This is a genomic window from Pseudomonas putida (genome assembly GCF_002025705.1).
Lineage (GTDB): Bacteria > Pseudomonadota > Gammaproteobacteria > Pseudomonadales > Pseudomonadaceae > Aquipseudomonas > Aquipseudomonas putida_J.
In genome coordinates, this window is sequence record NZ_CP018846.1 from 3,126,631 (window position 1) to 3,139,307 (window position 12,677).

Annotated in this window: 13 protein-coding genes; 7 read left to right on the forward strand and 6 right to left on the reverse strand. The window is 64.4% G+C overall.

Annotated elements, in window-relative coordinates; all coding sequences use genetic code 11:
* Positions 1-86: 86 nt before the first annotated feature.
* Genes psrA through phnD form a run of 4 tightly spaced genes read right to left on the reverse strand, consistent with a single transcriptional unit; the run spans position 87 to position 3,671 of the window.
* Positions 87-1,169, reverse strand: a complete 1,083-nt coding sequence (gene psrA, locus BUQ73_RS14080) for an iron-containing alcohol dehydrogenase PsrA (protein WP_079228475.1) — start codon at positions 1,167-1,169, stop codon at positions 87-89.
* A gap of 22 nt (positions 1,170-1,191) precedes the next feature.
* Positions 1,192-2,010 (reverse strand): phosphonate ABC transporter, permease protein PhnE, encoded by an 819-nt coding sequence (gene phnE / locus BUQ73_RS14085; protein ID WP_079228476.1) that lies wholly within the window; start codon positions 2,008-2,010, stop codon positions 1,192-1,194.
* 3 nt (positions 2,011-2,013) lie between these two features.
* Positions 2,014-2,808, reverse strand: a complete 795-nt coding sequence (phnC, locus tag BUQ73_RS14090) for a phosphonate ABC transporter ATP-binding protein (protein ID WP_079228477.1) — start codon at positions 2,806-2,808, stop codon at positions 2,014-2,016.
* A complete protein-coding gene (gene phnD / locus BUQ73_RS14095; RefSeq protein ID WP_079228478.1) occupies positions 2,805-3,671 on the reverse strand; it encodes a phosphonate ABC transporter substrate-binding protein in 867 nt (288 codons plus the stop codon). The genes phnC and phnD overlap by 4 nt, the downstream gene beginning before the upstream one ends.
* 111 nt (positions 3,672-3,782) lie before the next feature.
* On the opposite strand from phnD, the gene BUQ73_RS14100 reads away from it, so the two are divergent.
* Positions 3,783-4,646, forward strand: coding sequence for a LysR substrate-binding domain-containing protein (locus BUQ73_RS14100; RefSeq protein ID WP_079228479.1), 864 nt, complete (start codon positions 3,783-3,785; stop codon positions 4,644-4,646).
* On the opposite strand, the gene BUQ73_RS14105 is transcribed toward BUQ73_RS14100, so the two are convergent.
* Positions 4,640-5,560, reverse strand: a complete 921-nt coding sequence (locus BUQ73_RS14105; protein WP_079228480.1) for a LysR substrate-binding domain-containing protein — start codon at positions 5,558-5,560, stop codon at positions 4,640-4,642. The genes BUQ73_RS14100 and BUQ73_RS14105 overlap by 7 nt on opposite strands.
* Positions 5,561-5,710: 150 nt before the next feature.
* On the opposite strand from BUQ73_RS14105, the gene BUQ73_RS14110 reads away from it, so the two are divergent.
* From BUQ73_RS14110 to BUQ73_RS14135, 6 genes are all read left to right on the forward strand, one after another.
* A complete protein-coding gene (locus BUQ73_RS14110) occupies positions 5,711-6,460 on the forward strand; it encodes an SDR family NAD(P)-dependent oxidoreductase (protein ID WP_079228481.1) in 750 nt (249 codons plus the stop codon).
* A 76-nt stretch (positions 6,461-6,536) separates the two neighbouring features.
* On the forward strand, positions 6,537-7,835 hold the full coding sequence (locus BUQ73_RS14115; protein ID WP_079228482.1) for an MFS transporter: 1,299 nt from the start codon (positions 6,537-6,539) through the stop codon (positions 7,833-7,835).
* A 20-nt stretch (positions 7,836-7,855) separates the two neighbouring features.
* The gene (locus BUQ73_RS14120) at positions 7,856-8,704 is read left to right on the forward strand and encodes a transketolase (protein ID WP_079228483.1); all 849 of its coding nucleotides are present in this window, start codon (positions 7,856-7,858) and stop codon (positions 8,702-8,704) included.
* The gene (locus tag BUQ73_RS14125; protein WP_079228484.1) at positions 8,701-9,699 is read left to right on the forward strand and encodes a transketolase family protein; all 999 of its coding nucleotides are present in this window, start codon (positions 8,701-8,703) and stop codon (positions 9,697-9,699) included. Before BUQ73_RS14120 ends, BUQ73_RS14125 begins: the two co-directional genes overlap by 4 nt.
* Positions 9,700-9,830: 131 nt before the next feature.
* Positions 9,831-10,217 (forward strand): VOC family protein, encoded by a 387-nt coding sequence (locus tag BUQ73_RS14130; protein ID WP_027918732.1) that lies wholly within the window; start codon positions 9,831-9,833, stop codon positions 10,215-10,217.
* Positions 10,218-10,291: 74 nt separating this feature from the next.
* Entirely contained in the window at positions 10,292-10,861 is a 570-nt protein-coding gene (locus tag BUQ73_RS14135) for a hypothetical protein (protein ID WP_079228485.1), read from the forward strand.
* A 97-nt stretch (positions 10,862-10,958) separates the two neighbouring features.
* On the opposite strand, the gene BUQ73_RS14140 is transcribed toward BUQ73_RS14135, so the two are convergent.
* Positions 10,959-12,632 carry an MFS transporter gene (locus tag BUQ73_RS14140; RefSeq protein WP_079228486.1) on the reverse strand — a complete coding sequence of 558 codons (1,674 nt, stop codon included), beginning with the start codon at positions 12,630-12,632 and terminating at the stop codon, positions 10,959-10,961.
* Positions 12,633-12,677: the final 45 nt, after the last annotated feature.

Here is a 12,677-nt window from a genome sequence, read left to right on the forward strand (position 1 = left end):
GTGGCCTGTTTCAACGGGCCGCTGGCTGATGAAGGATTTGCCTAAGGCTTGAGCATAATTTTTGTGTCGTCGCCGACAGGGCCTGCTCAGGCACCGACAAAGTTGACGCCGCGCGCGCCCTTCAGCGCCTGCGCCACCAGTAACTCGGCCTCTGCCGCCTCCACGCCGTAATCGGCAAACTCGGTCCGCACCCCCAGCCCCTGCAGGAACCCTCGCAACCGCGCCTGGGCTGCACCAAGATCCCTCCCGAACACCCGCTGCAACACCCGATCCCGCCCGGCATCCCGCCCCCAGGCCAGCCCCAGCACATGCGGCAAGGTAAACGAACAGGCAATCCCGTGCGGCACGCCATGGCGCAAGGTCATCGGATAAGAAATCGAATGTGCCAGCGCTGTGCGCGTATTGGAAAACGCCAACCCCGCTTTCAGCGCCGCCAGCGCCATCCGTTCGCGCATCTGCAGATTGCCCAGGTCGGCACACAGCGATGGCAGGCAGTCGAGCACCTCGCCAATCGCCGACTCGGCCAACGTGTCGGATATCGGGTTGGCATTGCGGTTCCAGATTGCCTCCAGTGCGTGGGACAGCGCATCAAGCCCACTGGCCAAGGTCACCCCCGCCGGCGCGCTGAGCATCAACTGCGGGTCGACGATCGCCAGCGACGGCCAGGTGCAGCCCAGGTGCAGGGAATACTTGCGCTGGCTGGCCTCGTCCCAGATCGTCGCCCAAGGCGTGACCTCGCTGCCAGTGCCCGCCGTGGTCGGTACAGCGATCAGGCGCTTGCTGCGCGCCGGGGTGAACGCCCGGCCACTGGCCAGCAGCTCGAGCAGCTCATCGAAGCGGCCACTGGCAGTGCCAACCACCAGCGCCTTGGCGGTGTCGATGGCACTGCCGCCTCCCAGTGCCAGCACCGTGTGGCAATCGCCATGCTCGCCCCAGAAGCCCTCGTGCACCGTGCGCAGCCAGGCAACGTCCGGGTTGGGCTGTACGTTGTCGATCACCTGCACCAGGCGCTCGCCCAGCAGGCTGCGGACCCGCTCGACCAGGCCAAGCGCACGGGCTTCGGGGAAGGTGACCAGCACCACTCGCTCGTCATGGGTAAGTTCGCCAAGGCGATCGAGGCTGCCGGCACCAAAGTGAATGGCCACCGGGTTGTGAAATTGTGTAGGCATGTCAAGTCCTCGGGCCTGCGCGTCAGTGCCGGCCGTTATCCTGGATGGCCTTGCGCAAACGGCCGGAGAGCAGATCGGCAGCCACCACCATGAAGGTAATGACGATGATGCAAGTGGCGGTTTCCGGGTACTTGAACAGCTTCAGGCTGCTGACCAGCTCGAAGCCCAGGCCGCCCGCACCCACCATGCCCAGCACCGTGGCCGAACGCAGGTTGACCTCGAAGCGGTACAGGATCACCGCGATCCACGCCGTGACCACCTGTGGCAACACGCCGAACACGATCACCTGCAACGGTCGTGCCCCCGTGGCACGCAGGGCTTCGAGCGGGCCTTGATCAATCTCCTCGATGCTCTCGGCAAAGAACTTGCCGAGCATGCCCACACCGTGCACAGCCAGCGCCAGTACGCCGGGGAACGGCCCCAGGCCCACCGCCGAGACGAACACCAGAGCCAGGATCAGCTCATTGATACTACGTATTACGTTTAGCAGCTGCCGGGTACCTTGATACACCCAGCGATTGCTGTGCAGGTTACGCGCAGCCAGCAGCGCCAGGGGGATAGCGAAGATAACACCAAGCAATGTGCCCCAGATGGCGATCTGTACCGTTTCCAGGGCCGGCGCCAACAGCTTGGGCAAGATGCTCAGGTCCGGCGGCAACGAACGGCTGATGAAGTCGCCAATCTGCGGCAAGCCTGCCGCCAGTTCGCCCAGGCTCAGTTGCGCACCGTTGGCGCTCCAGTGCAGCAGCACGATGATCGCCAGCAGCAGCGCGGCGCTGCCCGCCCAGCCGCGCAAGCGCTGGGGCGTGTTGACCATCCAGCGGTAATCTTGGGTTCGCATGGTTCAGGCTCCCATTCGCTTGGCCGGGCCGAGTTGTGCCAGCACCGGCGCTTCATGCGGCGACGCAGCATCAAACTGCGGGTAGATACGTTGCAGCGCCGCCTCGTCCAGGCCGCTGGCGTCGCCGTCATATACCAGGCGGCCATGGGCCAGGCCGACGATGCGGTCACCAAACTCGCGGGCAAAGTCCACCTGGTGCAGGTTACACACCACGGTGATGCCCAGCTCGCGGCTGGCATCACGCAGGTACTGCATCACCAGGCGCGCAGTCTTCGGGTCAAGGCTGGCCACCGGCTCATCGGCCAGAATCACCTGCGGCTGCTGGGCCAGCGCGCGAGCAATGCCCACCCGCTGCATCTGCCCGCCAGACAACGCATCGGTGCGCGACTCGGCCTTGTGCGCCAGCTCCACCCGGCGCAGGCACTGGCGAGCCAGTTCCACATCGGCGCGGCGGAACAGCTGCAGCAGCGAGGCCAGGGTCGACATGGCGCCGAGCCGGCCGGTCAGTACGTTCTTCAGCACCGACAAACGTGGCACCACATTGTGATGCTGGAAGATCATCGCCACCCGGCGGCGCAGTTCACGCTCACCTCGCGGCAGCATGGCGTCGATACCTGCCACCTGCAGTTCGCCACTGTCGGCGCGGGCCAGGCGGTTCATGCAGCGCAGCAGGGTCGACTTGCCGGCACCGGACTGGCCCAGCACCACGACAAATTCGCCAGCACCGATCGACAGGTCGATGCCGCGCAGCACCGGGTTGTCGCCGTAATGCTTGGTCAGTTGGCTGACGCGGATCATTTCATGCCCCCCAGGTCCAGTTCGAGCACCTGAGCGGTTTCGCGTACCACGTCATAGGCGGCATCGTTGGTGGGCTGGAAGCCGTTGAGCAGGCCCTGGTCGGTCCACTCGACGTTCTTCACCTGAGCCATGGCTGCGGCCAGTTTCTGTTTCAGTGCAGGGTCAAGGTCCTTGCGCCAGGCCATGGGCGACTCGGGGATGTCCGGGGAGCTCCAGACGATCCGCAGGTCATCCTTGCCCACCTCCCCGGCGGCGATGGCCGAAGCGAGAATGCGGTCTGCCACCGCCGCACCGTCAACCTTGCCATTGGCCACAGCCAGGATACTGGCATCGTGCGAGCCCGAGAAAATCACCCGCGAGAACAGCTGATCGGGCTTGAAACCGGCCTTTTCCACACCGGCTTTCGGGAACAGGTGGCCGGAAGCTGAGCTCGGGTCGACGAAGGCGAACGTGTGCCCCTTGAAGTCCGCCAGCGACTGAATCGGGCTGCTGTTGCGCACCACGATCACGCTGCGGTAGGCGCTTTTGCCGGTCTTCTGGGTTTCTGCCACGGCAAAGGCTTCGGCGCCTGCCACCTTGCTTGCCAACACGTAGGAAAACGGCCCGAGGTAAGCGACATCCAGCTTGCCGGCCCGCAGGGCTTCGATCACGCCGTTGTAGTCTGTGGCCACGAACGGCTCCACCGGCATGCCCAGGTGTTGCTGAAGCTGGTCGAGCACCTGCTTGCTGCCTTCGATCATGGCCTGGGAATCTTCCGATGGGATCAGGCCGATACGCACCGTTTCAACGGCCTGTGCAAAGGGGCTGGCCAGCAGGGGCAGCGCGACACCAGCAGCGCAGAGCAGTTTTGTTATCAGGTTCATGGCATTTCCAGCGAGTGGTTGGGAATGCGTCCTACCCTAGGCCGGTAATGTGAACGTCATGCCATCGATTCAATATGGGTTTTCAGGCAAAACCATTGAAAGGATCTATGGATGTCCAACAGCAAACTGCGTGCCTTCCTCGCCGTGGCCCGGCATGGCAGTTTCAGCGCCGGAGCCCGTGCACTGGGCCTCAGCCAACCGACCCTGACCACCCAGGTGCAGGCACTTGAGCGCCAGCACAACCTGGAACTGTTCCATCGCCGTGGCCGGCGTATCGAACTGACCGGTGTGGGGCGCCAGCTGTTGCCGATTGCCCAGCAACTGCTGACGCTGGAAGCCGAAGCCAGCGGGCTGTTGCGTGATTCCGGCACGCTCAGCCGGGGCCAGCTGCAACTAGGTGCCGTGGGACCATTCCATGTGATCGAGATGGTCGATGCCTATCGCCGCGCCTACCCGCAGATCGAACTGTCGATCCGCATCGGCAACTCGGCCTCGGTACTGGCAGACCTGGAAAACTACGTGATCGACGTCGGCGTGCTGGCCGGGCTGCATGAGGACCCGGCGTTTCAGGCGCAACTGTACGCACGCCACCCGGTAATCCTGTTCGCCCATGTCGAGCACCCCTTGGCTCGCCACGACTGCGTGCGCCTCGAGGCCTTGCAGGGCCAGGCCATGTTGCGCCGGGAACAGGGTTCGACCACACGGGCGGCCTTCGAACGGGTGCTGGCCAAACGCGAGGTCAGCCCGCGCATGCTGATGGAAATCGGTAGCCGTGAGGCGCTGCGTGAGGCGGTGGCACGGGGCATCGGGCTAGGTGTGGTGTCCGAAGCGGAGTTCGTGCCGGGGCCACAACTCAAGGCGATCCGCATCGAGGGCGACCCGGTTCACACTGAAACCTACCTGTACTGCCTTGCGGAGCGGCGCAGCAGCCAGGTCATCGACAGCTTCCTGGCTGTGGCGACGGGCAATCAATAGCTGAAGTCATGCCCCAGCTGCCCCTGCATCCACTCCAGAAACCGCCGCACCCTGGGCAACTCGGCATGCCCCCGCGGAAACACCATGTGATGGGCACTCACCGGGCTCGCCTGCTCGTTGCCGAACACCGGCAGCAGTTGCCCGCGCGCCACGTAGTCCTGCGCCAGCAACGAACTTTCCAGGATGAACCCGTAGCCATGGCTGGCCGCCTCCAGGCTCATGTACGAGCGGTCGAAGCTCAGCGCGAACGGTGCCTGGGGCAATGACACGCCCTGTTGGGCGAACCACTGCGGCCATTGCACCAGTGCCGACTCGGACAGGATCAGGTTCTGCCCCAGCAGATCGCCAGGCTGGTGGATCGGCTGACGCGCCAGCAGCGTCGGCGACGCCAGTACCGTGGCGCGCTCATGGCGGATGGTGCGCACTTCCAGGCTCGGCCAGTTGGGGTAGCCATGGCGGATATCGACGTCGATCTGATGACGGCCAAAGTGCAGCGCCTCGTACGAACACGACAGGTTGATCTGGATATCCGGGTGGCTGGCGCGAAACTGCTCAAGCCGTGGCAGCAGCCAGAGCAGGCCGAAGCTCGGCGAGGCGTGCAGGCGCAGGCAATCGAAACCCACCGCGCTGCCAGCGCGCTCGGTGGCCGTGGCCAGGCTTTGCAGGATGCCAGACACCTCGCGCAGGTACTGGTCCCCCGCCGCCGTCAGGGTGACTCCTTTGGCCGTGCGCAGGAACAACGGCCGGCCGATCAGCGCCTCCAGATTGGCGATCTGGTGGCTCACCGCCGAGGGCGTCAGGTTGAGCTGTTCGGCGGCGCGGGCGACGTTGCCAAAGCGTGCGGCCTGCTCGAAGGCCTGAATCGCTTTCAGCGGTGGCAGTTGCAGGGGCTTCTTGCCCGGGTCGTGATTCATCGCATTCCCTTGGTGTCACGGGCCTCGAACGTGATCACGCCCCTGCCCTGTACTGAATTTTTTTCAGCATAGGCTGAAGCGCACTGCGTTGCCCAGCCCTCGTGCGGATACCAAGCTGTGCCCACAACAACAAACATCCGGAGTACACCCATGCTGCTCGAAGGTAAATTCGCAATCGTCACCGGTGCCGCCTCTGCCCGCGGTATCGGCCGCGCCACCGCCCAGGCCTTTGCCGCCCAGGGCGCCAAGGTGGCTATCCTCGACCTCGACCTGCAAGCCGCCCGCGAAGCTGCCGCGCAACTGGGCGCAGGCCACCTGGGCCTTGCCGCCAACGTCGCCGACGAAGCCCAGGTGCGCGACGCGGTGGCCGAGGTGCTGGCGCTCTTCGGCCGCATCGACGTGCTGGTCAACAACGCCGGCATCACTCAACCGGTGAAAACCCTGGAAATCACCGGCAAGGACTATGACCGCATCCTCGACGTCAACCTGCGCGGCACGCTGTTGATGTCCCAGGCCGTGATCCCGTCCATGCGCGCGCAACGCTCGGGCAGCATCATCTGCATGTCGTCGGTGTCGGCACAGCGTGGCGGCGGCATCTTCGGAGGCCCGCACTACAGTGCCGCCAAGGCCGGCGTGCTGGGCCTGGGCAAGGCAATGGCCCGCGAGCTCGGCCCGGACAACGTACGGGTCAACGCCATCACCCCAGGCCTGATCCATACCGACATCACTGGCGGCCTGATGCAGGACGAGCGCCGCCACGCCATCATTGAAGGCATCCCCCTGGGCCGCCTGGGCGAAGCCCGCGACGTGGCCAACGCCGCACTGTTCCTGGCCAGCGACCTTTCCAGCTATCTCACCGGCATCACCCTGGACGTCAACGGCGGCATGCTGATCCACTGATGTACCCAGGCACTCTGTTTCGCATCTGAGCCCCGCCACGGCGGGGCAATCGATAACAACAAGAGATCAGATCGACATGACCACCCTAGCCCTCGACGCGGCCACGGCCGCGCGCAGCAATGCCTACCGCAAGACAGCCTGGCGGCTGATGCCCTTTCTCATGCTGTGCTACCTGTGCGCCTACCTCGACCGGGTCAACGTAGGGTTCGCCAAGCTGCAGATGATGGATGACCTGGCTCTGTCCGAAGCGGTCTACGGCCTGGGCGCCGGGATGTTCTTCATCGGCTACTTCCTCTGCGAAGTGCCGAGCAACATCATCCTGCACAAGGTCGGCGCGCGGCGCTGGATCGCCCGCATCATGATCACCTGGGGCCTGATCTCGGCCCTGTTCGCCTTCGTCGAGACGGCCTGGCAGTTCTATGTGCTGCGCTTCTTCCTCGGCGTCGCCGAGGCTGGCCTGGCACCGGGCCTGCTGCTGTACCTGACCTACTGGTTCCCGTCCTACCGGCGGGCCAAGATGACCGCGTTGTGGTTCATCGCCATCCCGCTCTCGGGCATGGTCGGCGGGCCGCTGTCGGGCTGGATCATGGAGCGTTTCGCCGGTGTGCATGGCTGGGCCGGCTGGCAGTGGATGTTCGTCCTGGAGGCCGTTCCAACCGTGCTTGTGGGTGTCCTGGTGCTGAGCTACCTCAAGGACGGTGTCGAACAGGCCCATTGGCTCAACGCTGAAGAAAAGGCGCTGCTGCGCAAGGAGCTGGCCGAAGACGAGCAACACAAGGTGCAGCATGGTTCGGTGGCTGACTTCATCCGCGACCGCCGCCTGTGGCTGTTGGCCGGTATCTACTTCTGCGTGGTCATGGGCCAGTACGCGATCACCTTCTGGCTGCCGACCCTGGTGCGCAACGCCGGCGTTGCCGACCCGCTGCACATCGGCCTGCTGACCAGCCTGCCCTACCTCTGTGCCATTGGCGCCATGCTGCTGGCCGGACGCAGTGGCGACCGCCACCGCGAGCGGCGCTGGCACCTGGCGATCCCGATGTTGGCCGGCGCCCTGGGCCTGACCCTGGCCGCCGTGTTTGCCAGCCACCTGAGCCTGTCGATCCTGAGCCTGTGCCTGGCGGCATCCGGCATCCTCTCGGCCTCTTCACTGTTCTGGATGCTGCCGACCACATTGCTCGGAGGTGTTTCGGCCGCCGCCGGCATCGCCGCAGTCAACAGCTTCGCCAACCTCGCCGGGTTTTGCTCACCGTTCCTGATCGGCTGGGTCACCAGCACCCTGGGCAACAACGCCGTCGGCATGTACCTGATCACCGCCGTGCTGATCTTCGGCGCCGGGCTGGTGTTCCGCGTACCGGCGAGCCTGGTCAACCGTTAATTCCCGCAAAGGAGTCACCCATGAACACCGTACCCGCTACTCCGGGTGCGCGGCCCTTGGCTGCGCGCGCCCACAACATCCGCCGCAACGCCCTGCGCATGGGCCAGGTCCAGGGCCAGGGCTACATCGGCCAGGCCCTGGGCGCTGCCGACCTGCTGGCCGTGGCCTACTTCCACGCCCTGCGCCTGGACCCGACCAACCCCGGATGGGAACAGCGCGACCGCTTCTACCTGTCCATCGGCCATTACGCCATCGCCCTGTACGCCGCGCTGATCGAGGCCGAGGTGATCGCTGAAGACGAACTGGAAACCTACGGTTGCGACGACAGCCGCCTGCCGATGTCCGGCATGGCCGCCTACACCCCCGGCATGGAAATCACCGGTGGCTCGCTCGGCCACGGCCTCGGCATCGCCGTTGGCGCCTGCCTGGGCCTCAAGCGCAAGGGCTCGGCCAGCTGGGTGTACAACTTGCTGTCCGACGGCGAACTGAACGAAGGCTCGACCTGGGAAGCGGCGATGTCTGCCAGCCACTGGCAGCTGGACAACCTGATCGCGATCATCGACGTCAACAACCAGCAGGCCGATGGCCACTCCAGCGAGATCCTCGCGTTCGAGCCGATCGTCGACCGTTGGCAGGCGTTTGGCTGGCATGTGCAGCGGGTTGACGGCAACGACCTCGACGCCCTGGTCCGCGCCTTCGACCAGGCCCGCGCACACACTGGCGCGCAGCCACGGGTGATCGTCTGCGACACGCGCATGGGCAAGGGCGTGCCCTTCCTAGAGAACCGCGACAAGACCCATTTCATCCGTGTCGACGAACACGAATGGGACCTCGCCCTGCAAGCACTGGACGCCGGGAGCCACGCATGAACAACCAGACCGCACCTGCCAAACGCCTGACCACCTCGGCGATGATCGCCTCGATCGCCGCCGAGGGCCAACCGACACGCCCGGCGCCCTTCGGCCATGCCCTGACCGCGCTGGCCGAGCAGCGCCAGGACATCGTCGGCCTGAGTGCCGACCTGTCCAAGTACACTGACCTGCATATATTCGCCAAAGCCCACCCACAACGGTTCTACCAGATGGGCATGGCCGAACAGTTGCTGATGAGCGCCGCAGCCGGCATGGCCCGCGAAGGCTTCACCCCGTTCGCCACCACCTATGCGGTGTTCGCTTCGCGGCGCGCTTATGACTTCATCTGCATGGCCATCGCCGAGGAAAACCTCAACGTCAAGATCGTCTGCGCCCTGCCTGGATTGACCACCGGCTACGGCCCCAGTCACCAGGCCACCGACGACCTGGCGATCATGCGCGCCATGCCTAACCTGATGATTGTCGACCCTTGCGATGCCTTGGAGATCGAGCAGGCAGTACCAGCTATCGCCGCTCACCAGGGCCCGGTGTACATGCGCCTGCTGCGCGGCAATGTGCCCTTGGTGCTGGACCGCTACGACTACCGCTTCCAGCTTGGCAACGCCCAGGTGGTACGCGGCGGCCGTGACGTGCTGGTGATTGCCAGCGGGCTGATGACCATGCGCGCGCTGGAGGCCGCCGAACAGCTGCACAAGGATGGCGTGGATGTGTCGGTGCTGCATGTGCCGACCATCAAGCCGCTGGACGAAGCGACAATCCTGGCCGAGGCACGCAAGCCAGGGCGGCTGGTAGTGACGGCAGAGAACCATTCCATCGTCGGCGGGTTGGGTGAAGCGGTGGCCGGCGTGCTGCTGCGCAATGGCGTGACCCCGACCTTCCGCCAGATTGCGCTGCCGGATGCGTTCCTCGATGCCGGCGCGTTGCCGACCTTGCATGATCGCTATGGCATCTCCACCGAGGCGGTGGCGCGGCAAATCAAAGGCTGGTTGTAACCTGAAGTGGCCCAATCGCTGCCTGGCCGGCGATTGGGCCATTTCAGGCAACACAAGGCTGTACCTTGCTGGTGAATTGGACCAGAGCGTCTTTACTGGTAGGTATCGACCCGCAGGTACGGTGTGCGCCTATGAAGATCGTTGTCACCAGCATTCTCGTCGACGACCAGGCCAAGGCTCTGGCTTTCTACCATTACGTCCTCGGCTTCGAGCCCAAGCACGACATCCCCATGGGCCAGCATCGCTGGCTGACACTGACCTCACCCAACGACCCCAATGGTGTCGAGCTGCTGCTGGAGCCCGATGCGCACCCGGCAGCGAAAATCTACAAGCAAGCGCTGAAGCAGGACGGCATTCCGGCCACTTCCTTCGGCGTGCGCGATATCCAGGCCGAGTACACTCGCCTGTGCAAGGCCGGCGTGAAATTCATCAAGGAGCCCACCGACCTGGGCCCGGTCACCGTCGCGGTGTTCGACGACACCTGCGGCAACCTGATACAGATCGCCCAGAAGCACTGAGCGGCGCCCATGGCAGCCGGTGCTGCCATTGGCTACATTGCAGCTGTACCCGTGCGCCACAATAAGGAAAACAGATGCGCCACGAATTCAGCGAAGTGCTCAATGACCTGGTCGACTACTTCCTGCTGGGCGATATCCAGCTGCTCGATCGTTTCAAACACGAAAACCACCTGTCCGACGACCTGGCCCGCGAGTTCACCAGCAACGACAGCGGTGACAAGGCCGTGGCTGAAGGTGTGGTGATACCACTGGCGGGGGTCGACAACCTGCCCTACCACATCCTGTTCACCCTCGATGGCTACACACCGGCCCTGCTCGAACCCGGCAGCCGCCTCAAGCACCGGCGCAACGGCTATGTGCTGCAGGTCGAGAACCGTGCGGTGATGCTGTACACCTGGCGTGTCCTGCAGCACTTCACCAACAAGACGCTGGGTGACCTGATGGCGCGCTATCAGGTGCCAGGGCGGCCGATCATAGAGCTGGACAATGGCTGGTATGACGTCGAGGTGCTGGCCGGGGCGCTGATCAGGGACGGCTTGTACGAACCTGCTTTCGAGTTCGTGCTGAAGAAACGCTGGAGCCGGGGTGAAGCCAAAGAGGTGGATACCGGGTATGCCTACACTCTGCGAGGGTACTTCGACTGATTTTTCCTGCACCGGCCTCTTCGCGGCTAAAGCCGCTCCTACAGAGCCTGCGCTGCGCCTGTAGGAGCGGCTTCAGCCGCGAAGGGGCCGGACCTGCCTATGTAATTTCCCGATCCTTGGTTTCCGGCAGGAAGCAGATCCCGAGCACCGCCGTCATCACCGCAATCACGATCGGGTACCACAGCCCGTAATAGATATCCCCGGTCGCCGCTACCATGGCGAACGCCACCGTCGGCAGGAAGCCGCCGAACCAGCCGTTGCCGATGTGGTACGGCAGCGACATCGAGGTGTAGCGGATGCGTGCCGGGAACAGCTCCACCAGCCAGGCGGCGATCGGCCCGTAAACCATGGTCACGTAGATCACCAGAATGGTCAGCAGCAACAGCACCATCGGGTAGTGGATTTTCGCCGGATCGGCCTTTTCCGGGTAACCCGCCTCTTTCAAGGCGCCACCCATGGTCGCGGTAAAGGCATCGCTCTGGGTCTTCAGGTCGGCGGCCGCCAGGCTGCTGCCGTCGAAGCTCGGGATCACCCGTTCCCCGATGCGAACCTGCGCCACGCTGCCGGGCTCTGCTGCCTGGTTGGTGTAGGGAATCGCACGCTTGGCCAGCAGGCTCTTGGCGATATCGCAGGAGCTGGTGAATTTGGCCTTGCCCACTGGGTCGAACTGGAACGCGCACTGGCCAGGGTCGGCGACTACCACCACCGGGTTCTGCTCCTGGGCGACGAACACGTCCGGGTTGCCGTACTCGGTCAGCGCCTTGAAGATCGGGAAGTAGGTCAGCGCAGCGATGATGCAGCCGGCCATGACGATCTTCTTGCGGCCGATGCGGTCCGACAGGCTGCCGAATATGACGAAGAACGGTGTACCGATCAGCAGGGAACCGGCGATCAGCAGGTTGGCGGTCTGCGGGTCGATCTTGAGCATCTGCAGCAGGAAGAACAGCGCATAGAACTGCCCGGTGTACCACACCACCGCCTGCCCGGCAGTGCCACCAAGCAGCGACATGATCACCACCTTGAGGTTGTCCCAGCGGGCGAACGACTCGGTCAGCGGCGCCTTGGACGCCTTGCCCTCGGCCTTCATCTTCATGAACACCGGCGACTCGTTGAGCTGCATGCGGATGTACACCGAAATCGCCAGCAGCAGGATCGACAACAGGAACGGCACCCGCCAGCCCCAGGCCTCGAACACCTCGGTGCCCATGGCGGTGCGGCAGGCCAGGATCACCAGCAGCGAGAGGAACAGGCCGAGGGTGGCGGTGGTCTGGATCCACGACGTGAAGAAGCCACGCCGGCCCTTGGGCGCATGCTCGGCCACGTAAGTGGCCGCACCACCGTATTCGCCGCCCAGCGCCAGGCCCTGGAGCAGGCGCAGGGTGATCAGGATGATCGGTGCCGCCACGCCAATCGCCGCGTAACTGGGCAACAGCCCTACCACCGCGGTTGACAGGCCCATGATGACGATGGTGATGAGGAAGGTGTGCTTGCGCCCGATCATGTCGCCCAAGCGGCCGAACACGATGGCGCCGAACGGGCGCACGGCAAAGCCGGCGGCAAAGGCCAGCAAGGCGAAGATGAACGAAGTGGTTTCATTGACGCCGGCGAAGAAGTGCTTGGCGATGATCGCTGCCAGCGAGCCGTAAAGGTAGAAGTCGTACCATTCGAACACGGTACCCAGCGAGGAAGCGAAGATGACCTTGCGCTCCTCCTTGGTAATGCCCCGTTGGGGCGCGCTACTGCCCGTGGACGCGCTGTCGAGAACCGCCATGGGATGCCTCCGTCTTGTCGTTATCGAAGGCCGGAGTACCTCACA

Bases quoted from the DNA above. Each gene is read 5' to 3' on its own strand.
- psrA (WP_079228475.1), bottom strand. From the start codon at position 1,169: ATGCCTACACAATTTCACAACCCGGTGGCCATTCACTTTGGTGCCGGC.
- phnE (WP_079228476.1), bottom strand. From the start codon at position 2,010: ATGCGAACCCAAGATTACCGCTGGATGGTCAACACGCCCCAGCGCTTG.
- phnC (WP_079228477.1), bottom strand. From the start codon at position 2,808: ATGATCCGCGTCAGCCAACTGACCAAGCATTACGGCGACAACCCGGTG.
- phnD (WP_079228478.1), bottom strand. From the start codon at position 3,671: ATGAACCTGATAACAAAACTGCTCTGCGCTGCTGGTGTCGCGCTGCCC.
- BUQ73_RS14100 (WP_079228479.1), top strand. From the start codon at position 3,783: ATGTCCAACAGCAAACTGCGTGCCTTCCTCGCCGTGGCCCGGCATGGC.
- BUQ73_RS14105 (WP_079228480.1), bottom strand. From the start codon at position 5,560: ATGAATCACGACCCGGGCAAGAAGCCCCTGCAACTGCCACCGCTGAAA.
- BUQ73_RS14110 (WP_079228481.1), top strand. From the start codon at position 5,711: ATGCTGCTCGAAGGTAAATTCGCAATCGTCACCGGTGCCGCCTCTGCC.
- BUQ73_RS14115 (WP_079228482.1), top strand. From the start codon at position 6,537: ATGACCACCCTAGCCCTCGACGCGGCCACGGCCGCGCGCAGCAATGCC.
- BUQ73_RS14120 (WP_079228483.1), top strand. From the start codon at position 7,856: ATGAACACCGTACCCGCTACTCCGGGTGCGCGGCCCTTGGCTGCGCGC.
- BUQ73_RS14125 (WP_079228484.1), top strand. From the start codon at position 8,701: ATGAACAACCAGACCGCACCTGCCAAACGCCTGACCACCTCGGCGATG.
- BUQ73_RS14130 (WP_027918732.1), top strand. From the start codon at position 9,831: ATGAAGATCGTTGTCACCAGCATTCTCGTCGACGACCAGGCCAAGGCT.
- BUQ73_RS14135 (WP_079228485.1), top strand. From the start codon at position 10,292: ATGCGCCACGAATTCAGCGAAGTGCTCAATGACCTGGTCGACTACTTC.
- BUQ73_RS14140 (WP_079228486.1), bottom strand. From the start codon at position 12,632: ATGGCGGTTCTCGACAGCGCGTCCACGGGCAGTAGCGCGCCCCAACGG.